Source organism: Dyadobacter jiangsuensis (assembly GCF_003014695.1).
Classification (GTDB): domain Bacteria; phylum Bacteroidota; class Bacteroidia; order Cytophagales; family Spirosomataceae; genus Dyadobacter; species Dyadobacter jiangsuensis.
This window is the reverse complement of the sequence record NZ_PYAS01000003.1, coordinates 87774-110944: the sequence shown is the minus strand read 5'-3', so window position 1 is coordinate 110944 and position 23171 is coordinate 87774. Positions and strand designations below refer to the sequence as shown.

Annotated in this window: 16 protein-coding genes; 10 read left to right on the top strand and 6 right to left on the bottom strand. The window is 51.9% G+C overall.

The window, feature by feature from the left end; translation table 11 throughout:
• Positions 1–3 precede the first annotated feature (3 nt).
• From CLV60_RS06545 to CLV60_RS06505, 9 genes are all read left to right on the top strand, one after another.
• Positions 4–1479: a C1 family peptidase gene (locus CLV60_RS06545; protein ID WP_106594581.1), complete on the top strand. Its 1476-nt coding sequence runs from the start codon at positions 4–6 to the stop codon at positions 1477–1479.
• A gap of 51 nt (positions 1480–1530) precedes the next feature.
• Complete coding sequence (locus CLV60_RS06540) at positions 1531–2325, top strand: hypothetical protein (RefSeq protein WP_229210845.1); 795 nt, start codon at positions 1531–1533, stop codon at positions 2323–2325.
• A 31-nt stretch (positions 2326–2356) separates the two neighbouring features.
• The gene (locus CLV60_RS06535) at positions 2357–3610 is read left to right on the top strand and encodes a caspase family protein (protein WP_106594580.1); all 1254 of its coding nucleotides are present in this window, start codon (positions 2357–2359) and stop codon (positions 3608–3610) included.
• 19 nt (positions 3611–3629) lie between these two features.
• Positions 3630–5096 (top strand): hypothetical protein, encoded by a 1467-nt coding sequence (locus tag CLV60_RS06530; RefSeq protein WP_106594579.1) that lies wholly within the window; start codon positions 3630–3632, stop codon positions 5094–5096.
• A gap of 34 nt (positions 5097–5130) precedes the next feature.
• Positions 5131–5796 carry an RNA polymerase sigma factor gene (locus CLV60_RS06525; protein WP_106594578.1) on the top strand — a complete coding sequence of 222 codons (666 nt, stop codon included), beginning with the start codon at positions 5131–5133 and terminating at the stop codon, positions 5794–5796.
• 66 nt (positions 5797–5862) lie between these two features.
• Entirely contained in the window at positions 5863–6738 is an 876-nt protein-coding gene (locus CLV60_RS06520) for an anti-sigma factor (protein WP_106594577.1), read from the top strand.
• Positions 6739–6770: 32 nt separating this feature from the next.
• Positions 6771–8663, top strand: a complete 1893-nt coding sequence (locus CLV60_RS06515; RefSeq protein WP_170118723.1) for a PKD domain-containing protein — start codon at positions 6771–6773, stop codon at positions 8661–8663.
• 200 nt (positions 8664–8863) lie between these two features.
• Positions 8864–9199, top strand: coding sequence for a YciI family protein (locus tag CLV60_RS06510; RefSeq protein ID WP_106594575.1), 336 nt, complete (start codon positions 8864–8866; stop codon positions 9197–9199).
• Between the two features lie 8 nt (positions 9200–9207).
• On the top strand, positions 9208–10446 hold the full coding sequence (locus CLV60_RS06505) for an RNA polymerase sigma factor (protein WP_106594574.1): 1239 nt from the start codon (positions 9208–9210) through the stop codon (positions 10444–10446).
• On the opposite strand, the gene CLV60_RS06500 is transcribed toward CLV60_RS06505, so the two are convergent.
• The 3 genes from CLV60_RS06500 to CLV60_RS06490 form a co-directional block, all read right to left on the bottom strand.
• Positions 10436–11245, bottom strand: a complete 810-nt coding sequence (locus CLV60_RS06500) for an alpha/beta fold hydrolase (RefSeq protein ID WP_106594573.1) — start codon at positions 11243–11245, stop codon at positions 10436–10438. The two genes, CLV60_RS06505 and CLV60_RS06500, sit on opposite strands and share 11 nt — an antisense overlap.
• A 291-nt stretch (positions 11246–11536) precedes the next feature.
• Complete coding sequence (locus CLV60_RS06495; protein ID WP_106594572.1) at positions 11537–13372, bottom strand: cytochrome-c peroxidase; 1836 nt, start codon at positions 13370–13372, stop codon at positions 11537–11539.
• A 77-nt stretch (positions 13373–13449) separates the two neighbouring features.
• Positions 13450–14919: a hypothetical protein gene (locus CLV60_RS06490; RefSeq protein WP_106594939.1), complete on the bottom strand. Its 1470-nt coding sequence runs from the start codon at positions 14917–14919 to the stop codon at positions 13450–13452.
• Between the two features lie 181 nt (positions 14920–15100).
• Here CLV60_RS06490 and bla point away from each other — a divergent pair, with 181 nt between their 5' ends.
• Positions 15101–15985, top strand: coding sequence for a subclass B3 metallo-beta-lactamase (gene bla / locus CLV60_RS06485; protein WP_106594571.1), 885 nt, complete (start codon positions 15101–15103; stop codon positions 15983–15985).
• 13 nt (positions 15986–15998) lie between these two features.
• Here bla and CLV60_RS06480 read toward each other — a convergent pair whose 3' ends face one another.
• The 3 genes from CLV60_RS06480 to CLV60_RS06470 form a co-directional block, all read right to left on the bottom strand.
• A complete protein-coding gene (locus CLV60_RS06480; RefSeq protein ID WP_170118722.1) occupies positions 15999–17861 on the bottom strand; it encodes an ATP-binding protein in 1863 nt (620 codons plus the stop codon).
• Positions 17862–18327: 466 nt separating this feature from the next.
• Complete coding sequence (locus CLV60_RS06475; RefSeq protein ID WP_229210843.1) at positions 18328–20070, bottom strand: RagB/SusD family nutrient uptake outer membrane protein; 1743 nt, start codon at positions 20068–20070, stop codon at positions 18328–18330.
• Between the two features lie 14 nt (positions 20071–20084).
• Positions 20085–23096, bottom strand: a complete 3012-nt coding sequence (locus CLV60_RS06470) for a SusC/RagA family TonB-linked outer membrane protein (RefSeq protein ID WP_229210842.1) — start codon at positions 23094–23096, stop codon at positions 20085–20087.
• Positions 23097–23171: the final 75 nt, after the last annotated feature.

Below are 23171 nucleotides of genomic sequence, written 5' to 3'. Positions count from 1 at the left end.
GAAATGAGATCCTCCATTAAAATTGCCGCTTTATCCATGCTCGCATGGGCCGCTGTTTTCCCAGCATCCGAATCCCTGGCCCAAACCCGCCGGATGGGATTAAAAATGGACGACGCCAAATACCTGCGCCTCCCGCGCAAATCGTCCAATGTCAGACTCAAAGGCGCTATGCCCGCATCGTACAGCATCCGCGAGTTCCTGCCGGAAATTGCCGACCAGGGAGCGGACGGAACCTGCGTGGGATGGTCGGCCGCGTATTACATGCGCACGGCCATGGAAGCCGGCAAGCAGGGACTGAGCAATCAACCGGCCAAAATCGCGACAACGGCATTCTCCCCCAGCTGGTTGTACGGACAGGTCAAATCCGGCCTTGACAATGGCTGTGCAGAAGGCGTTTTCCTGGAAGACGCCCTGGAAGTGATGAAAACCAAGGGTACCGCACTCCTGAGTTGTGCACCCGCGGATTGCGACGCCAAGTACGACCAGTGCGATGAAAAAGCGGCTAACTACAAAATCGCCGATTATGCGACGCTCTTCAATCCGAAAGACAAGGATGCGACGCCTGAGCAGCGTATCAATGCGATCAAGTCCGCACTCGTGGAAGGTAAAAACGCCGTACTGATCGGGATGATGGTGCCGCCTTCGTTCATCGAGGAGGCTACCGAACACTGGCAGGCAGCACCCGGCGAGAGCGTCGACAATACCGCAGGCGGCCACGCTATGGCCATCGTAGGCTATGACGACAGCGTGAAAGGCGGCTCGTTCCTCATTGCCAACAGCTGGGGAAAAAACTGGGGAAGCAACGGCTACACCTGGGCCAAATACGACGACCTCGTCCGTTTTACCAGAAATGCCTACCAGATCTTCCCCGAACCACCAGCCAAACCTCAGCCACAGACCATTACATTGAAAGGCAATGTCGACTTCTCGATCGGAAGCGGCGGCATGGCTGTGCATTCCATGGTTTACAAGGGAATCCAGGTAACACCCGACCAACCAAACAGCAAAACCGAAATGATCACTTATAATATGAGCCAGCCGTATGCATCGGGCACGCGCTTCAAAATGATGATCAGCAATACAAAACAATCCTACGTGTACATCCTCGGCTCCGACCAGGAAAATCGTGTGTCGGCGCTGTTCCCCTACAACTCCGAGGAAGTGGTAACCAGCGCCATGGTACCCGCTAACAGCACCGTACTGATGCCATCGGCCAATACCTCGTTCACGCTCGACGAAGTGAAAGGGGAAGATTATTTCGTGGTATTCATATCTCAAAACGAGCTGAACCTCGACGAGCTGGCCAACAAAGTCAAAAAGGCGGAGGGTACCATCGTACAAAAGGCTTATGCGGCATTGGGTGAAGAATTTATATCTCCCAAAGAAATCGCCTACGAATCGGGTAAAATCGCTTACGAAGTAAAAGGAGATCCCAAAGGAAGTGTGGTACCTATTCTTGTGAAAATAGTACACCAATAATAAATGATTGATTATTTTTAAATCAAATTCTCACTATCAATCCCCTTCGTTTTGGACAAGTCATTCTCTACCAGTCAAAATAAAGGCAAAAAGACAGGCAACGACGGAAATACTTTCTTCCTGAAAGCAATTGCAATGCCCGCTTTGACGGTACTTTTTTGCGTTTTCTTTTCCTTCACAGCCAACGCACAGGACAAAATCATTCAAAAAAACGGAAAGGAAATCAAAGCAAAAGTTTTGGGCACCGATTCCCAATACATCCGCTTTAAAAGGTATGACAATCCCGGCGGTCCCGACTATTTTCTTTTTCGAACCGATGTACTGCGAATCGAATATGAGAATGGAAAAACGGAGCCCAAAACCGAACCGGAAAAAGTAACGCAGGAGCCGGCAAGAAACACGCCGGTGAATACGGAGGCGCTGGAACGCAAAATTGCAAAATACCAGAAAAGAAGCATGACGTTCCTCACCGCGGGCAGCGTGGCCATTGTAGCCGGAGCCATTACGATACTAAAATTGACAGGCGACTATAACAAATACAAAACGGCCGTTCAGGGCACCAACGACTCGTACACAACGTGGTACCAGACGAATTACAAAACCGCACCGCCTGCCGCCGACCTCCAAAAACAGGAAAGCTTCTCTGCATTTGCCTCGCCCGGTATTTACGGCGGGGCAGCCGCGTTGATCGGCGGCCTTGCGCTGGACTTGATCGGGCTTAGAAATATGCAATTAGCTCAAAAAACCCGGACGGAGCTCGCCGGAAAACAGAAAGAGCTTTCATTGCAGCCATTCTACGATGCATCCTACCAGACGACCGGTCTGAAAATCGCGCTTTCGTTTTAGCCCTGCCCTGTATTACCTTTTACAACGTTCCATGAAACACATTTTTACCCTTTTTGCCCTCACCTGTTCGGCGTTATGCCATTGGGAGCCGGCCGTTGCGGGCGACGCCGACACACTTTACTTGCGCACGCGTGAAAAGAAAGTGGTGGAAATCAAGGAGGTTTATCCCGACCAGGTAAAGTACAAATCTGCGAATGGAAAGGGCCTCGTAACCGTGCCCGTCAGGGATATTGCCGAAATTGTGTACAACAATGGCATCAAGGATGTTTTCAACGCCTTCCATGCCGCTGGAAAGCCGGAGATCAAATGGCTGAGCAATATTGCTTACAGCGACAAGCCCGAGGTTAGGCTGAGTGCCTGTGTAGCCAACGAGCCCGAAAAAATACAGATCGAAGTAAATGGCGCACTGGCCCCGGTTGCCACGCGGTCATTCAAAACGGTGAAAGAAGAGGGCTGCTCCGGCGGCGTGCAGATTTCACAGCAAATCGCATTGAAAGAAGGGAAAAACAACATCAGACTGATCGCCAGCAATGGATCGGGTGCCGGCCAATCCGAAACCCTTTCCATCTTATATGAAAAAGCCAAAAAACGCATTGCGCTGGTGGTGGGCAATTCGAAATACCAGTCGGGCAGCAAATTACAGAACCCTGAAAATGATGCGAAAGCCATCTCCCAAAAGCTAACCGGGCTCGGTTTCACGGTCATCGAGCGGATCGATGCCAACCAGGGCGACCTCCGGGCTGCCGTAGCGCAGTTCGGCAGCAGCGTGCAAAGCCAGGATTTCGAAGTGGCGCTGTTCTATTATGCCGGCCATGGTATTCAGGTGGCTGGAAAAAATTACCTGATGCCGGTGGACATCAGCCCGCAATCCGAAATGGAGCTGAAAGTGCTGGCCGTTGCCGCCGACGAGATCCTCGACCAGATGTCCGCCAGCGACGAAAACTCGCAAAGAACGAACATTATGATCCTGGACGCCTGCCGCGATAACCCGCTGAGCCGCACCTGGACACGCAGCTCGGGCACGAAAGGGCTCGCAAGCATGAGCGCGCCTCCGGGCACACTCATTACGTTTTCGACCAAACCCGGGTCGACTGCATTGGATGGTGACGGCAAAAACAGTCCGTATACATCGGAGCTGTTGAAAGCCCTGGACGTGCCTGACCTGCGCCTGGAAGATATTTTCCGTACCGTGCGGGTGCGGGTCATGGAACTGACCAACCGGCAGCAGATCCCGATGGAAAACAGCCTGCTCACCCGTGAACTGATCCTTAACCGGACCAGGTAACATTTTCGTTCAGTATGCTATGAAACGGTTCCTGGCCGCCCTGTTCTTTGTTTTACCGCTGCATTGTTCGTTTGGGCAAGAGCTGAGCCCGTATTACAAGATCAAAGCGGCCGACCGGGTGAAGCAAGTCCTGAAAGACTTCGAATCGGCATTCGGGCTATTGACAAACCCATATATTATTGATTCCGAGGAGCGTGACGAGGCCACGTATCGCATGCGCGCAAGCCTGCGCGACGATGCCCGTTTCGAAAATGACCTCGTACCCGACAACAAGGGCACCAAAACCATTGACTTCAACGAATACCAGCGAATCGCGTTCATCAGCTACAAAAAAAGCGGACTCACCTACCATGCCGACTGGGAAGAGGCTGAGTTCAAGGCCATTCCCGAAGGTTATCTCGTACTGTTTTACGGTTCCAAAACGCTTTTCGGCAATTATCAGGGTGCGAAACGCCTGCAACTCGAAAACGTACCCTGCCGCGCCGGGGTGTTTATCAAAGTCGCCGAAAACCAGGTTACCGAAGCCCGGATCGGGTTCATGGACACCGATTGGAAAGATAAAGGCAAAGGGACCATTTCGCTCACCGACCAGCGTAACCCACTCGAATTCATAACCCTGCCCGAGGTGATCGACAAGCTATCGGGACAAGTGGCGCGTGCCATTCCCAAAAGCGGCGTCACCAGGCTGGTGATCGAGGAGATCACGTTCCAGGGCCTGGGCGTGTCCAATGATTTTTCCAAACAACTCACCGGCACATTGAAATCGGCCCTGACGCGCGCGAACAGCGACATTCAGATCGGCCTGGGCACAACACGAAGCCTCGATGCATTGCTGAAACTGAAAGGCGGTTATCAGAAGGCCGGCAACTTCCTGAAAATCGGGGTGCAGCTGTTTGACGGGCACGACCAGCCGGTGGGCAATGAATTATTGGCCGAAATTCTGCTGCTCAACATCCCGAATGCGGAAATCGAGCCAGCCGAACAGCTCGTACGCGAGGCGCAGCGCATGCGGGAGATCACCGATCAAAAAACGACAAACAGGGAAACAACAGCGCCCGAACTCGTGCTTGAAGTGAGTACCGACAAAGGGTATGGGCCTCAGTCCTACCGCGAGGGGGATATTATGCGTTTGAAAGTAAGGGCCAACAAACCCTGCACGGTTCGGATGATTTACCGTGATGCGGCCAAAAATATCGTGCGGCTGCGCAATGACGATTTCAGGATTGCTGCCGATGCCGTTGATAAATGGATTGAAATACCTGAAAAATTTGAATGCGCTGCGCCTTTTGGATTTGAAATGCTGCTCGCTTATGCCACCGAGGGGAATTTCAAGCCGATTGAAAAAACACAGGAGCAAAATGGTTTTACCTTTATCCTCGACGACCTGAAAAATGTGGTGGATATTACCGCTTCCGGTAATGAAAAAGAAAAGATTGCCAAATGCACGATTCCGATTACCACGCAGGCGAAAAGAAAAGTGTTTTGAATGAATTGAAATAAATAAGTTAATGTCGATTTGAATGACGGATTCCTGCAAACGCTATCGTGATTCTGACTTAGTATTTTACGAAGAACTGCTTCATGAAAAGCGCGAAGCATTTTCTTGTTTATACATGCAAACCTATCAGCAATGCATTCCCTATGTGCTGAAACGCGGTAGCAATCAGGAGCAGGCCGAGGATCTTTTGCAGGAATGCCTGGCCATTTTTGTGAGTAAGGTACGCGACGGCAGTTACGTACACCAGGAAGGCAGCCGGATCACGACCTATTTTCACCGGATTTATATTAATCAATGGAAAAAAAGCCTCGATCAGCTCACGCGCCGCGCCGAGGTTAGACTGGAAACCCGACTGGCGGCAGACGAAGACGACGAGGAAGCCTACAAAGGCGCCACCGGCGGAGCGTTCCGGATCGCGGGTGTGGACGACGAGGGAAATGCATTCAGCGCAGACCTTCCCGAAGCCATTTCCCAGGCCTACGACGAAGATGAACGCAGCTGGATATTCAAAAAGCTTGACCGGGCGTTTCAACTGCTGGCGGAAGACTGCCGGAAAGTACTGAAATGGTTTTACGTCGAAGATCGCTCCTTACGCGACATTGCCGGCGAATTGGGCATGACCGAAGCCTCCGCCACTGTAAAGCGTTTCAAATGTGCCAAGTACCTGAAAGAGAAATTTCATTTGTAATGATAAGAATCGGCGGAAACGCGTATCAATCTAAAAAGTACTACCAGCGAATCACGATTTGAGCATATGGAATTATCGGAAGAAACCTTTGATGAAATCCACCAATACCTGAGCGGCCGGGGTACGCCGGAAGGGCGCGCCGCATTCGAAAACCGGATGAATGCCGACGAGGCGTTGGCAAGTGAAGTCGCATCCCAGCGACGCATCCGAAATGGCTTGAAAGCGAATGAATACAAGGCGCTATTCAAGGACATCCATGCTCAATTGCAAAGCGAAGGGGCTCTACCTGCCAACTCACAAAACGAAAACGACGATACCAAAATCCTGCCGCTCACTCGGGATAATACGAGGACGAACGCGCGCTGGCCATACCTGGCTGCTGCCGCAAGTGTGTTGATTGCCGTCGGGCTGGTTTGGTATTTCAATTTCGGTCCGAAAGATACCCAGATAGCTTCCGATACGCCTCAAACACCGGTTATTAAAGATACCGTCACGCAAATCCAGCCTGAGAAAAAAACCGACACAGCAAAAACCACCGCACCGGTGCAGCCACCCGTCGAAAAGGCTCCGGCCAGTGTCAATACCAGTGAATTTTTCGCCGCCTATTTCGATTCGAATGCAGTGTTCGAGAGTCCTTTTTCCAAAGACAAGTTGGGTATAAGCCCCTCTGCCCTGGCACAATGGCGCTCGGATACGGCAAATGTGCAGCAGGGTATCCGCCATCTTGCCAAGCGTGAAACCGGGCAGGCTTTGGAAGCACTCGGGCAGGTTGAAGCAAGCCGGTACCAACAGCTGAAAGGCGTAGCCGACTGGTACAAAGCCCTCGCCTATTTGCAGCGTAATGACCTCAAAAACTGCAAAGAACAACTGAAAAAGGTCATTGCTGATCCTGAAAACACCTATAACAAACAGGCCGGGGAATTACTCGCCAAAATCCAGTAGTCTATATCTCACCTTCCACCGATATGCATTCAATGAAGCGATTTTTAGTTTACACACTCCTTGCAGCGACCACTTTCGGTTGCCACATCGACATGCCTCTGAAACCGGTGGCCAAGTTTAAATTCACACCGGAAAACGGCTGTCAGGCACCTTGTGAAGTTACATTTACGAGCGAGTCGGAGAATGCCGCTGGCTTGCAATGGGATTTCAACGACGGAAGTCCGTTGCAGACCGCATCAGGAAACGAAATTAAACACACATTTACATCGGGGAAAGTTTATGAGGTTAAACTGATGGTCAAAGGCGTCGACGGCGGCACGAGCGGGGAAACCCGGTCGGTTAAGATCGACGCCGCGGCAGCATCGGCACCGGAAGCTGATTTCAAATACACTATTACGAACGACAGCATCGCTCCCGCGACGGTTACATTCAATAACCAGTCGAAAAACGCTACGACTTATACCTGGGACTTTGGCGACACCGGTTCTGATACCAACACCAGCACGGCTCAAAATCCCGTCCACACCTACTCCAATGCAGGCAGCTACGTGGTTACTTTGACGGCCAAAAACGACGAAAATGCGACCGATACCCAATCTTATACGATCGTAATCAAAGCACAGGTACCGAGCACCAATGCGGTCAGCATTTCAAATGGAAGCAGCTTTACAACGGATATTTTCGTGGATGGCAGCGGTAACATCTACATCTGTGGTGAAGCCGCGGGCACGATCCAGTTGGGTAATGGTAAATCCTACACATCACAATCCGGCTCCCGGGACTTCTTTGTGGCCAAATACAACAGTGCCATGCAATGTCAATGGGTAACCGGCGGTGGAAGCATAACCGATGACCACGCTAACGGCCTCGCAGTGGATGCCAGCGGCAATGTGTTCGTAACAGGTTTCCTGGCAGGCGCACTCGTGGGGGAAAGCATAACCCCCAAAGGCGGCCTTGACGGCTTTGTCGCCAAATTTAACGGTTCGACTGGCCTCCGTCAGTGGATCAAAACATTTGGCGGCTCCGACAAAGACCAGGGACGCTCTATTGCCTATTTCAACAACAAAATATACCTGACAGGCTTCGTCACCGGCAATATTGATTTTGGCGGAGCCACGTCATCGGCAAACGGTACTGACGGCTTCCTCGTGTCAGTGGATCCATCCACCGGAGCATTCGCTCAGCCGACGATATTCGGAGGTAGCAATGAACAACAGGTTGAAGATATGGCTTTCGATACGGATGGCAATATCTATCTCACCGGGGCATTCGCGGGGTCGATAGCATTCCAGGGTATTGCGCAGCCTATTTCCGCGCCGGCAGGGTACGATGTATTTGTAACTAAATGGGCCCCAAATTCCGGTCAGTTCCAGTGGGCAAAGCGGGCAGGTTCCGGCGCCGACGATTTTACCTACGACATTGTGGTCGATGCTTCAAAGAATGTATACGTGACGGGCATGCACGATGGAAATATCACCGAACTGAGCTTGCCGGCCTCTACATTTAAAAATGTGTACCTGGGAAAATGGAATGCTAACGGAGAAGTACAAAAAGCAAAAAATGGTTTCAATGAATTGAAGGACGATTTCCACGGCGGCATTGCGCTCAGTACCAACGGCAATATCCTGCTCGCCGGCTCATTTGAAGACAAAGCTCGCTTCCCGATGGCGACAGGTCAGGAGAAAATTGGTATAGGGAACATTGACATCCTCATTACCGAAGTTGATCCCACGGAACTCAATGCTACCGGCCGGTTCATGGTGTCGGATGGCGGCACCGGGAACGACCGTGTGAACAGAATTTGCGTCGCCTCAGGTTATGTTTACGCGACTGGCTGGTTCAGAGGTACCGCTACCTTCAACAATGTCCAGTTAATCGGCGTCGCCGACATAGACAACACCTTCATCGTCCGCTACAAGCTGTAAAACACTTTCCGTTTTTGAAACACTAAAAAAGAGCAGACGAAACGCCTGCTCTTTTGTTTTTGGATGTGAAGCCGTTGCTTACACTTGACAATGCGTAGACGACCGGCTTGCGTTTTTGTTGCAATCCGGTTTAATTCAGATTGCATTGTCCCCGCCACGACAGCCCGGTCGTCATAGGGGAAATCAAACCAATAGCTATCATGAAAGAATTTGCATTGATCTTCCGGCTCGACAACCAGACCGACTTTCGCCCTACGCCCGAGCAGATACAGGAGCGTATGAACTGGCTCGCGGGCATTGCCGCGCAAAACAAGCTCGCCGACAAGGGTAACACGCTGTCCAATGAAAGCGCCAAAACGGTATACGCGGATAATGTGGTTACCGACGGCCCTTTTACCGAAATCAAGGAGTTTGTAAGCGGCTATGTGATCGTCAGAACCGAGACGATCGACGAGGCCGTGGAGCTTGCGAAGGCCAACCCGATATTCAAAATCGGGGGAAATATCGAGGTGAGGGAAATCGTACAGCGTAAATAGCTTTCGCAATGGCTGAAAACCCCGAAATACTGCCCGGCCTTTTCAGAAAAGAATACACCAAAATGACGGCGGTACTGTGCCGTCATTTTGGATTAAAACACATTGAAATCGCGGAAGATATCGTCAGTGAAACTTTCCTGAAAGCGAGCGAAACCTGGCCATTGCAAGGCGTACCGGACAATCCGACCGCCTGGCTATACACCGTGGCCAAAAACAAAACGAAGGATTATCTCAAACACACGCGGATCTTCGAAACGCAGGTCTCTCCTGCCCTGCTGCGCAGCACGGGCGAATCCGAGCCCGCATTCGACTTTACAGCCGAAACGATCGCAGATAGCCAGCTCGCCATGATATTCGCAGTTTGCAACCCGGCCAATTCCCCTGAAAGCCAGATTAGCCTGGCGTTGCAAATCCTCTGCGGTTTCAGCATTAGCGAAATCGCAGACGCGTTTCTTTCCAAACCCGAGGCCATCAAAAAGCGGCTCCTGCGGGCACGCGCCAACCTGCGGAACGATCAGTTCCGGATAGGCCCGCTATTGCCTGCCGATGTACAGGCGCGGATCGATGCCGTGCTGCGCACCCTGTACCTGCTTTTCAATGAAGGCTATTTTTCCAAATCCGGCAATATCCTCATACGCAGGGATCTGTGCGCGGAGGCCATGCGCCTTGCGCACATGCTGACCGAAAACCCGCTTACCAACTCACGCCAGGTGGAAGCTTTGCTTGCATTGATGTGTTACCAGAGTTCCCGGTTCGAGGCACGGCTGAACGATCATGGCCATACGGTTCTCTTCGAGGCGCAAGACCAACGCATGTGGGACAGGGAGCTGATCGACCGCGGCCATTACTACCTCGTCAATGCCTGTTCGGGGAATGCAGTATCCAAGTACCACATCGAGGCGGGCATTGCCTACTGGCACACCACGCCACCCGGCACACCGAAATGGGAGCACATTCTGCACCTATATAATCAGCTGATCATCATCGAGTATTCGGCTACGACGGCCCTCAACAGGACGTTCGCATATGCCAAAGTACATGGCCACGAGGCGGGGTTGACGGAAGCGCAAAAGCTCGGGCTGGAAAACAATACCTACTACCATTCATTGCTCGGCTACCTCTACGCCCCCATTTCCGCGAAGCAAGCCGCTGAACACTACCGCCGGGCCATCGACCTCTCCAAGTCACCGGCAGAAATACGGACGCTCGAATGCGAGTACGCAAAACTGACGGCCGCTACGCGATGATTTTCGCTTCCAGCACACCGTCGATCACCTCATCCAAAGCCTCATTCAATGCTTTGGGTGATTCGAGCATCGGGTAATGGCAGGTACCGGCGATTTCGATCAATGTGTAACCATTCACTGCATGCTTCTCCAACGCATCCACGTTCGTAGGCATGTAATTGACGTTGATCAGGTTCAGTTTGGGTTTGAGCAATGGTAGAGCCGCCCGCTCGATCCGGTCCATCACGAAAAATTGCGGCAGAGTTTGCTGGCCCATGGGCTCGTAAGAATTCCGGAATGCATTTACGACCTTATCAGTAATCCATAGCGGTGTTGCAGCTGACACGAGTACCATCCGGGCGTATTGCTCATTGGTGTCGGCATAGGCAGTTTTGGAGCTTTCAATGATTGCCTCCACCTGACTGTCGTATTCAGCGGGGAGCGGCGTGGCGAGATTTTTAAAATTGTCGATGGCGATAAAACCGATAATCGGGCCAGGATAAGCGGCCGCCGCCATCAGGCTCAGGTTCGCGCCGAGGGAATGCCCAATCAGGATCACGTCGTCGAGGTGCAGCTCCTTGATGAGGTTGACCACGTCGTCGGCCATGCTTTGGAGCGTCCATTCGTCGCGGTTCGTTCCCGACTCGCCGTGCCCGGCCAGGTCCATCGTCACGACCTTGTATTTTTCTTTGAAAAAAGAAACCTGTTCTTTCCAGTAACGCTGGTCGATGAATGAGCCGTGGACAAAAAGCAACGTAGCCGGGCCGTTGCCGTACAGGTTATAACTAATTGGGGTCCCATTGCTGATGATCGTGTTCATAGGGTTGTTGTTTGAAGTGAATATTAATTTACTTCAAATAAACCACACCCGATTGACAACCTATTGTCAGGAAGGGTTCAGAAAATTCGATTATGTTGATCGTCAGAATTGGTGTTACATGCCTCCGGCATTTTTAATGATTTTGGAAATGCCGCAAGCTACCCATATTACATCGCTAACGCGATTGGGCGTCCATGATAGTAGTGCCGTCAGGCACGCAACATGGGTAGAAGATAACGGCAGGGGTGCATTGTAAAAATCCCGTAGAGATGTAACAACAATCACAATACGCTACAAAATCTTCATAAACGCAACCAGCGCTTTCTTCTCGGAGTCGGACAAACTCAGTTTATCAAAAGGTAATGTCTGGTTTTCCAGATTAAACCCCAATCCATTCCCGCCGCCGCGATCGTAGAAATCCACCACCTCTTCCAATGTCTTGAAAACACCATTGTGCATGTAAGGCGCGGTGAGCGCCACGTGACGGACGGTGGGTGTTTTGAATGCGTAACGATGCGGCTCGCGTTTCGTAAGGACAAATTTGCCGACGTCCGGATCGACGATTTTGCCCTCGGCGGTAGCAGGCGTGCCAAGCACCTCACTCTCCGTTTCAAGATAAGCAGGCGGCACCGTCCCGTTGAATAGCGGAAAGAAATGGCAGGTAGCGCATTTAGCCTTCCCCATAAAAAGGTTAAAACCGGCTTTTTCCTCGATAGTCAATGCATTTTCCGAACCACGGAAATGGCGGTCGAGGCGTGAATCGAGCGACGACAGCGAGCGGATGTAGCTGGCGATCGCGTTTTTGAGGTTGCTTTCTGTCACCCCATCAGTATAGGCCTCTTCGAAAAGCTTGCGCGACGCATCCTGCTTCCGCAATGCCGCCACGGCGTCGGGTAAAGAGCCGTGCATTTCATCGGGGTTGCGGATCACGTCGCTCGCCTGGTCTTCGAGGAAAGTTACGCGGGAATCGGCAAACTGGGCGGCCTGGAAAGAGGCATTCAGTAAGGTAGGCGCATTGCGGCTGATCCGCTGGCCATTGAAACCAACCGCAAAGCTCTTGGGCTCACCATCGGTAAACGCTCTGTCGGGCTGGTGGCACGTGGCGCACGTACGGCCGGAGTTCCTGGATAGTACCGGACTGAAAAACAGCATTTTACCCAATGCAATGCGCTGGGTAGTCATGGCTTGTTCTTCAAAGTTGATGAAGTAATTGGCATTGAATGCTCCGGAGTCCGTAAGCGTGCGTGCCGACGGAGATAGCAATCTTTTGTCTGTAAAAACGGGGATTCCCAGCGCCTTTTGCGCATCGAGCAACCTGCCGCTGAGCGGATTGGCATATTCCCGGATAAAAACCAACCTGTCGAACGCATTGAAGTCCCGCGCGTTGCGTACGTAGGCGATGGCAACATTGAATGCGCTGTCAAGCTGTGCTGCTAGTGCATTGTCAGCATTTTGGGAAGTATAATGTACCAACTGCGCCTGCACGCCCGCGAGCGCCGAGACTACTTCGGGCAGGGAGTGAAATGCAACGGGCGAATCGAAACCGGTGATGCCCATTGATACAACCCGGAAAATTTCCAGCCGCATGGCATCGAATACATGGCTGTCTGTCAGCTCGTTGGTTTCTGAAATCTTGCGCAGGCGGTTCACGTTGGCACGAATCACATTAGCGGCATGCAGCATGTCGGGGTAAGCATCCGCCGCGACTTCGGGAAATACCATTTCTTCCAAAACCTGAAAACCCTGCGGCTCATTGATGCGCAGATCGTCATCGACTTCGGGGATATTGGGGCCGTTGAGGGCCCGGGTGGTTTCGGGGCTGTAATAGGCCGAGATGAATTCGACCCGCTTGTAAGCAATGCGGGCACGTTTGAAAGATTCCTGAACGTCCGCGGGACGTTTTCCGCGGATATCGGCCTGCAAGCGGCTCACGGCGCTGTCGAGTGCCGTGATGTTTTGCATAAAAGTATGTTTCACCGCCTTCGCAGGCGCTTGTTTCGACACCGGGCCTATCAGCCACCAGATCAGGCACACGATCAGCGGAATGACGATGATCAGGAATAGGGAAAAGAGCAGCCTCCTGTGGCGGTAGATCAATGAATTGGGGTTACGCTCGAATTTCAGCATGTTGCAGGAGTGGGTATTAATGCAAAAGGAAAACTCCTGACCCGAAAATTCCGGCCAGGAGTCTGAAAACTATGTAATTAACGAGGCAGACCTTCAATGAGGATGAGCTGGCTGGCCTGGTTCTCCGATTTACGGATAGAACCGCCGTCGACACCTTTATATTTATCACCGCGCCATGTGTGCGCCTGAATGCCGAGCATGAATGTGTTCGGACGGCCTGTGACATCCGACACGTCGATCATCCCGCTGCTTTCCCATGAACCGAATGCAGAAGTACCGCCTACATTGTATTTGGCCGCATCCGCCTCCGTGCGACGGTGGTCGATTTCGAGAACCGGGGTCAGTTGTTTGGTATTCAGATTGTATTGGTACACATAACCGTCGTGTTTTTCGTCACCATAACCATTCGGGTCTTCCATGATATACACGTAATCGAAAGTGGCGCAAACATTGTCCGGGTTCTGGAAAGTTTTGGCGATACCGTTGCGGTCGTCACCGTCGAGCAATACTTCCAGTTTACCTTTAAGCGGATCGTTCGCATCGAGTGTAACACGGTAAATGCGGCCATATTTTGAGCGCACATAATCCGCATTCACACCTTTGTCTTCCTGGCCTGTTACCGCAAAAATCACCTCACGGCCTTGCGCGGCTCCGCCCTTGCGGTAATCCACGTCTTCCACGCGTCCGAATTTGATGGCTTTCAGATCATTCACCTTTCCGTTGATCTGCGCACCGGTCAAAGTTTTGTGGTTATCGATTTTCACAAACTCCACATCATAGGTAGAGCCGGTTTTCATATCCATTTCCTTCTGATTATCGTCAGCGCGTTTCAGCATGTAAAGCGACCCGTTGTCGAGGTCGCCCACGGTATTCGACAAATACATCGCCACCTGGCCGCCGTTCACATCCGAATCGTCGTCACCGATCACGATCACGGTTTTACCCGGATAGGCCGTTTTAGGAAGCGGGACAGCATTTTCCGCGCTCCAACGGCCAAGGCCGGCTACTTCGCGGGAGATATTCGCCTGGCTTACGTTCGCATCCACGTTGAGCGCATGCGTGCGGGACTCCTGGCCGCTTTCACCGGAAGTCAGGAACACCGGACCGAAGCCATGCTCGGCGGGTGTTACCAGCGTAGCAGAGCACAAACGCCACGTTCCACCATCTGAATTGAGCACATACTCCCCTTTTACCGGCTTGAAGCCCTTGTCGAGCGTAATGCGCGATACGGAGAAGTTATCTTCATTATTCACCAGGATTGTGTAGTTGCCATCAGCATTCTGGAAAAGTCCCGCACCATCAGCCGATCCGCCGAAAACGTAGGCAGGTGATTGTTCAAGCTGGTCGTCACTGCTCAGGAGTGAAAAAAGCTTCACATTGCTTGCCGCAACGCGTCCGGAAGTAGCGCCGGGGAGCAATTTGGCCAACACGGGTGTTACCGAGCGGTTTTGCAGGGTAATGTCCGGGCTGTTAGGATCGCGGTGGTCGGTACACGCACCGAGCGCAAGCAAGCCTGCCAACGCAGAATAAGTAAATAAAGGCTTCATGGTGAACATAAACTGATTAAGTGAAATAGTAGCACAAAGAACAGCCATTCACTTTTCGCGGAGTTTATGCATTTATTATGAGTTTGTTAAGAAGGGCCTGCGGTCGGCGGTCAAAAACCCTCGCCACGCCATTGCATACCCGCCTCACCGCCCATATCTTTGCGCGCTTACCATCAATCCTATGCCGACACTTCAAAAAACAATTGTCACAACACTCATCGCGGGAGCGCTTCTCACTCCATTTGCCACGCAGGCGCAAAATAAACCGAGAAAACTACCATTCGTTCAGCAGGAATGGTCGAAAGACTACCGGCCGTTCCGCATTGCCGGAAACCTTTATTACGTAGGGACTTACGACCTGGCTTGCTACCTCATCGCCACGCCGAAAGGGCACATCCTGATCAACACCGGCCTCGAAGAATCGGTACCGCTCATCCGCAAGCACGTGCAGGCGCTGGGCTTCAAGTTTGAGGATATCAAAATCTTGCTGGCCACACACGCACATTACGACCACGTTGCCGGTATCGCGGCGATCAAGAAGGCTACCGGGGCCAAATTCATGATCCAGGAAAAAGACGCCAAAGCCATGATCGACGGCGGTGCTTCCGACTACGCATTAGGCAGCCATGGCGCTACTTTCGAACCGGTCCAGCCCGATCAACTGCTGAAAAACGGAGAAATCATAAAGCTCGGCACCATGCAGGTGAAGTTGCTGCACCACCCCGGCCATACGCCCGGTGCCAGCAGTTTTTCATTTACGGTAAGGGACGAAAAACGTGCCTACAAGGTACTGATTGCCAATATGCCGAGCATTCTCGACGAAACCAAGCTCTCCGGGATGCCCGGCTATCCCGAGGTGGGCAAAGATTACGCAAAAACGTTGGCTGTGATGAAAAACGAGCAGTTCGACATCTGGCTGTCGTCCCATGCGAGCCAGTTTTCGCTGCACGAAAAACACAAGCCGGCTGACCCGTACCGCCCCGAAGCATTTTTTGACAAAGCAGGTTACGATAAATCCCTGGCCGGATTAAAAAAACGTTACGACGAGAAGTTGAAACAGAAATAATGAATACGCCTGCTCAGGCCGGAGAGAGTGAATCGACATTCTCTCCGGGCAGGAAAATGTAGAATGTAGTGCCGCTCCCCTCCTCAGTTTTAAACCAAAGCTTGCCGCCGTGCGCTTCCACGATCTGTTTGGAAATATATAATCCCAAACCAAAAGCCTGTTCCCCGGCCGTACCAGGTCGCCTGGAAGCCGTAAAAGGATCGAAGAGGTTGGGAATGGCCTCTTTGGGAATGCCCAGCCCGTGATCCTCCACGGAAATCGTGATACCCTTATCAGACTCCGTCATTTTGACCCGGATTGTCTCTCCATCCGGACTGAACTTGATGGCATTCACGATGAGGTTATTCAAAACCCGCAACAGCTTGTCGGGATCAGCATTTACGACCGCCTGCGAGGGATCGTCCAGAATGAGCTTCTGGTTCTTTTCGGCGGCGCGAAATGTCAGCAAGGTCACGGCGTGGTCCAGGAAAACTGGTAAATCGACCGGCTTTTTGTGCAATTCGGTTTCTTTGAAATCAAAATCCGTTTGCAACAAGTCGCTGATCATGTGCAGACACGTCGTGCTCGATTCCCGGATCAGCTCTACATACTGTTGCGCCTCCCCGGCCGTAGTGTCCTCGTCTTGCAGCAGCGAACACAATGCATTAATGCCCCCGATCGGGTTGCGGAGGTCATGCGCCAGAATCTTGATCAGCCGCGCGTAGTTCTGGTTGCTTTGTTCCAAAGCGTCGGTGGTCGATTCCAGTTGCCGGAACTGCATGGTCAGCACGCGGTTGGTCTTCTTGCTCAGCTTCCAGTTTCGCCAGAGCACTACAATGCTCAGCAAGGTCAGCACACACACCGCCACGGCCAGCGTCAGCATCTGCGCATTGTACTGCGATTTCAACTCTGCCGAAGCCAGCTGCTGATCCTTGACGGCATATTCGATGTAATCGATACCCGATACCCGGTCGATCTCCGCCTGCTCTTCGAACAGTTTCAGGAGTTTCTGGCTGTAAATGAATGCTTCCGCATTCTCCTTCCGGCTCGCATAATAGTCGTACAGCTTTTTGCATACATCGCGCGCGTACAGGCGATAGTTTTTCTGTTCGGCGAGTTCCAGTGCTTTGTTGTAAAACTGAATAGCCCGGTTCCGGTCTTCCGCTATATAATGATCGCCGAGATCGAGTAAAAGGTCCATACTGAGGTAATTCAGCTCCAATGCCAGGGCTTTGTTGAGCGTTTCCTCCAAAAATGCCAGTCCTTTTCCCCGTTGCCCGGTGTCGATGAGTTCCGCCGCTCTCAGCTGGTCGATCGCCAGTTCGAGGCGTACGTCCCGGTACTTTTCGGCAATCGTGTATGCGCGGTCGATAAGCGCCCGGCGGCGGGTGCTGCTGAATTTCTGAGGGTACAGCAGCATGTAATTGTAAATCACCAACGCCGTAATGGAATCGTGCTCGATGCGATCGCCCAACGCCATTGCCCGGTCATAATTGGCCTGCGCCTTATCATGCCGCCCGCTGATATTGTAAACCGAACCGATATTCATGAGCGTCTGCACGATATTCGAAGAATCGCGCAGTGTAACATACTGGTTATACGCATCATTATAATAGCGCAGCGCCAGCTGGATATTACCTTTGATATCAAAAACCACTCCCAGGTTATTGGTAGCGTCCGCCCGGCCTCTTTCATAGTCGTTGCGGTAGGCTATTTGACGCGCTTTCAACGCATAATAGAGCGTGCTATCCGCATTTTGTTCATAAAAAAGTAGGGAAATCCGGTTTACAACATCCACGTAGTTCGAACTATCACGGATGGCTGGCAGGCTCATTTGCAGCTCGCGGATCTTGCTAACCTGCCCCCGAACGGAACAGGACGGTCCCAGGAACGCCATCAAGCAAATGAAAACACCTCTGATGTAACAAGTTAGCGTCATAATTAGTCCTGAATCACTCCGAATAAATATTACAAAGTTTCGATATAAATGCAAGAAAAATAAAAAATGCGCCCTCGGGAGGCGCATCCACCGTCTGGGGCGCAGGATTGATCCTGCCGCCCCTTGTAACGGTGTTCTGTCATCGGTTTTAGTTAAGATCTGATCATCAATCTTGTCTGTCGATTCAAATCGACGGGATTGATTCATATTTCTAATCGTCTATTCATATCCGTCGACTCAAGTCGACGGGAATTGATTAAAAGTCAATCGTTTAATTTCTTATCCGTCGACTCAAGTCGACGGGAATTGATTAAAATTCAATCGTTTAATTTCTAGCCGTCGACTCAAGTCTACGGGAATTGATTAAAATTCAATCGTTTAATTTCTAGCCGTCGACTTAAGTCGACGGGAATCGATTGGTTGATTAATAGCCGGGGTTTTGTTTGAGCTGCGGCGACGAGTTCAGTACCGTTTGCCCGATCGGGAATATCTCAGTATGGTTGTCGGCATCGGATGTTTTGTCCCACCAGGTACCCTTATTGAATACGCCCCAGCGGATCATGTCGGTACGCCTGCGGCCTTCCACGAGGAACTCCCTGCCCCATTCGTCGAGCATTTCCTGGTCGGTAAGCTGGCTTCCGTCGGCTTTGTAAAGGCTTGGCGAGCCGGTCGGGTAGTTGCGCTTGCGGACTGCATTCAGCAATGCGGCTGCACCAGCCTTATCACCCGCACGGTACTTGCATTCAGCCAGTGAATAGTAGATTTCCGCGAAACGGATCTCTGCATAGGCCGAAGCAATCTTGTTCAGGTCGTCGCTTGGGTAGAACGGATACTTCACCGGGAAAATCCCCGAGTTGTTATCGGCATTGTTCATGTTAGAAGTCTTGTCGGCAATCGGAGTGCCCGGTTTTGCATCAAGAAACTTGCCTACCTGGTCGCGGAAATACAATGCATATGGCCCTTTGAAACCACGGACGGTGTCGGGCTTGCCTGCCGAATTGGTGTAAGTCAGGTAGCCGTGCAGGAACATTCCCTCGCGCTTACTGTTACCCAGGTTTTTGTATTTTTTCAAGCGGACATCATCCGGGTATTTCCGGAATTTCACGAATGGCTTGCCCAATGCATGCGGATACTCCTTTCCGTCCACATCAAGGCCCGGCTGCATGGCATATTTAGGGTTGGCATTACCAAAATCGGTGAAGCCAAAATAGTTCGGCGCCAGGTTGGGCAGCATCCAGAAGTACATTCCGCCATCATATTGCCAGTGGGTAAGCCCGAAACTACCCGGGAAACCGAATACCGTTTCTTTGGAAGTGGCATTGTTATAGTCAAACGGCGCATCCCAGCGCGATTCGAGGGCATAAGTACCATATTTGCCGTCGATCATTTCCTGGGAGAGCTTGGCGCAATCAGCAAAACGGTCGGTACCGGTATATACTTTCGAATTGAGATATAACCGCACCAGCAACGATGCCGCGCCGCCCTGCGTCCAGCGACCTACCGCATTGGCGCCGAGGCTTTGTACCGTCGGCAGTTTCGGCAGCGACTCTTTCAGCTCCTGCTCAATGAATGCAAATGCCTCCTGGGGCGTCACTTGCGGTCCGCCGGTGGTTTCGCCTTTCACCTTCGTCACGATTACGATATTGCGGTAGAAGTCGAGCAGGCGGATGTTCAGCCATGCACGAAGCGTGCGCAGCTCGGCGATCATCCCGTCGAGCTCCGCCTGAGTCATGTCGAATTTGGAAGGATCGGTGATCCCCTGCAAATCTTCGAGGGAGTTGGTAGCGAGGGTCACACCTCCGTACAATGCATTCCAGGGATCGGCGGTGAAGCCGTCGTTGGGCGTCCAGGTGTGGTAATGCACGCGCTGGAACTGCCCGCCGTCGAACCAGTCGCCCTGGCGGTTGGGAGTCATGATCTCGTCGGAGCTGTTTTCCTGCAACATGAACGTGTTACCGCCCTGAATGCTCCAATAGCTGTGCTCGAATGCGCGCAGGAAATCGCGGGTTACATCTTCACGGGTTTGGAGGAAATTGCCGGACGTGATCCGGTCGTACAGTTCCTCATCGAGGTTGGTACAGCCTACCGTGGCCAGCATCAGCACGCCTGCTCCGATAAGCGACCATCCGGTCCGGGTTTTATGTTTGAATATATTAATGCTTTTCATTGTATTTCAAAATGTTAGAAGGTAAGCTGAACGCCCAGCAGCAACTGGGTTGTCGACGGATAATAGTTGAGCGTACCGTTGTTGTCGCTGTTTTTGTTCACGCCGGGGTAAAGGCCGTTCACGTTGATCAGGTCGGGGTCCCCGCCGGTAAACTTCGTGAAAGTGGCCAGGTTACGGGTCGTCGCATAAATCCGCACCGATTGCAGGAATTTCGTCTGAACCGGCTGGGTATAACTCAGCGTCACATTGTCCACTTTCAGGAAGCCGCCCGGTTCGAGGAAGTAATCCGACAGGGACGAATAGGTCGCAGGGCTCGTCAGTTTCGAATATTTGCTGCCGTCGTAAGCCGATTTCAGCACATTGGCATTCTCCTGCGTCGCAGGCGTTCCCAGGTAAAATGCATACGTATTGAACAGCTTATAGCCGAACGCACCGCGCAGGAATACGCTCAGGTCCCATTTTTTGTATTTGAAATTATTGGAAAGACCCATCGTAAACTTCGGCAGACCGTTTCCTACAAACTGCTTATCGTCGTTCGTCGCCTGGTTGCCAGGGATCACTTCACCCTTTTTGTCGTACACCAGCAACACGCCCTGCTCGTTTACGCCAGCCGATTTGAGCGCGTAGAAGCTCCCGATGCGGGTGTCTTCCTGCAAGCGCTGCAACGTACCCGGGCTACCCGGAGCCGGCATGCCTACGACATCGATGTACTTTTGCCCTTGGAAAAGCGCGTTGGAAAACGATACGAATTTGTTGTTGTTGTAAGCGCCGGTGAAGCCCAGGTCATAAGAGAAAGCGCCTTTGTGGAGTACCGAGGCATTCAACTGCAACTCGATACCGGTGTTACGCATGGTACCCACGTTTGCGAAGGTCTGCCCCTGAATGTTCGGCGGGTTGGATACATTGTAATTGCCCAACAAGTCGCGGTTGGTACGGATATAGTAGTTCAAGCTACCGGAAACCTTGCTGCCGAAGAGCTCAAAATCCAGACCGGCATTGAAGTTCGCCGCCTTTTCCCACCGCAAATCGTAGTTGGTGTTCTGGCTAGGGCCCCAAACCTGGTAGTTGATGCCGTTGTACAGATAGTAGCCGTAGCCACCGTAGGTATCGAGCGAAAGATAGTTACCGAAATCCTGGTTACCCGTCTCCCCGTAATCCGCACGCACTTTCAGTTCGTTCAGCCAGGGAATATCTTTCAGGAACCCCTCCTGGGTAGCACGCCAGGCTATGGATGCCGCCGGAAAGTAGCCCCACTTGTTGGAATAGCCGAATTTCGAAGAACCCTCGCGGCGCAAGCTGGCCGACAGGTAATATTTCTGGTCGAAATCGTAGTTCAAACGACCGAAGAACGCGATCAGCTTAGAAGAGTTTTTATAAGAACCTACATTATTAATGCCCTGCTGCAAGTTCCACAATCCACTACCCAGGTTATTGTAGGTCAATACATTGGAAGGGAAATTTTCGTTTTTCGCATTAAAACCCGAAGATGTGAAATACTGGAACGAATACCCGCCGAGCAACTTCACGGAATGCTTGTTGAGGTCAAGGTAATAGTTGCCGATCCATTCGAAGCTCTTCTGGTCGTTTTCCTCCAAAATCTGCTCCCCCGTGTTGCGTTTGCTGCCATTGATAACGGTTGTCAGCGTCGAAGGCGTAAACAAATACCTTCTCATCGAAGAATTCACTTCACCGATCGTCACCACGGTGTTCAGGTTTTCGAGGATATTGATTTTCGCGGAACCGTTCATATCCAGGAGCTTGTACTCGCGGTCCGATTTGACGCCCTTTGCGACTTCAACCGGGTTGTTGGCAAAAAATCCGGATGTCAGATAAGCATACTTGCCGGCTGAGTCGCGTACGGAGAGCGTCGGGTTCAGGGTCAGTGCGTAATTGAAACCGCTGTAATCGGCATCGCTGTTTTTGGTATAGCGTGGCGCAGCAGTAAATGCCAGCTCGACGAGGTTATTGGCCGTCTTGTGGTTGATATTGATCCTTCCGCCGTACTCGCGCTTGCTCGAACGGAGGTCGAGGCCGTTCGCATCGCGGTAATCGAGGGAAGTGAAGTAGTTCGTTTTGCCATTACCGCCCGAGAATTGGAGGGTATGCTTGTGCGAAAACGACGGGTTTCGCTTTACTTCGTTCATCCAGTTGGTGTTACCCCCGAAATCTACGCCGCGCTTGTGGGCCAGGAAATCGTCTTTCGAAAGTACTTCCAGCTGGTTGGTAGCCCAGTCGAAAGTGGTATAACCGTCATAGAATATACGCGAGCTTTCCGAACCCTTTTTGGTCGTGATCACGATCACACCGTTGCTGCCGCGTGTACCGTAAATGGCCGATGCCGCGCCGCCTTTCAGGACGTCGATCGACTCGATCTCGTTCTGGTTGATGTTGTCGATATTACCGCCCGGAACGCCGTTGATCACAAACAATGGCCCCAGACCCGCACTGCGCGACGAAGCCCCGCGTAACTGGATGTTAGGCGAAGAATTCGGATCGGCAGCCGCCGTATTGGTCACCGAAAGCCCCGCTACCTTACCCTGAATGGCCATCAACGGGTTATTGCCGCCCACACGCAGCAAATCCTTGCCCGAAAGGTGCGTAATGGCGCTGGAAACCTCCTTTTTATTCAAAGAGCCATAGCCGATCACGACTACTTCGTTCAGGGTTTTCTGGTCCTCGGCGAGATTTACTTCCAGGTAAGTCTTGCCCGCGAGGGCTATTTCCTGGGTTACATAACCTACATTGGAGATCACCAGCGTAGCATTCGCATTGCTCACTTCCAGCTTAAATGTTCCGTTGGCTTCGGAGACGGTCCCGTTGTTGGTACCCTTCTCCAAAATAGCCACGCCGGGCAAAACGTCCTTGGAATCCAAAATTTTACCCGAAATTTGCACGGTGTTCTGTGCGCTGGCTTGCCAGGCCGAAAGTATCAGCAGCAGACAGCCCAGCCATGCGGTTGCCCGCGCCAGGGAATGCCCGACCGGCAGCAGGCGTCTGCCCTGGCCGGTAGATTTGTATAATTTCATTTTCATGAAGGATAGTTAGGTGAAAGGCTCCGCAGCGTTGTTACTTTTTAATTATAATATTGGATTAATTAAGAC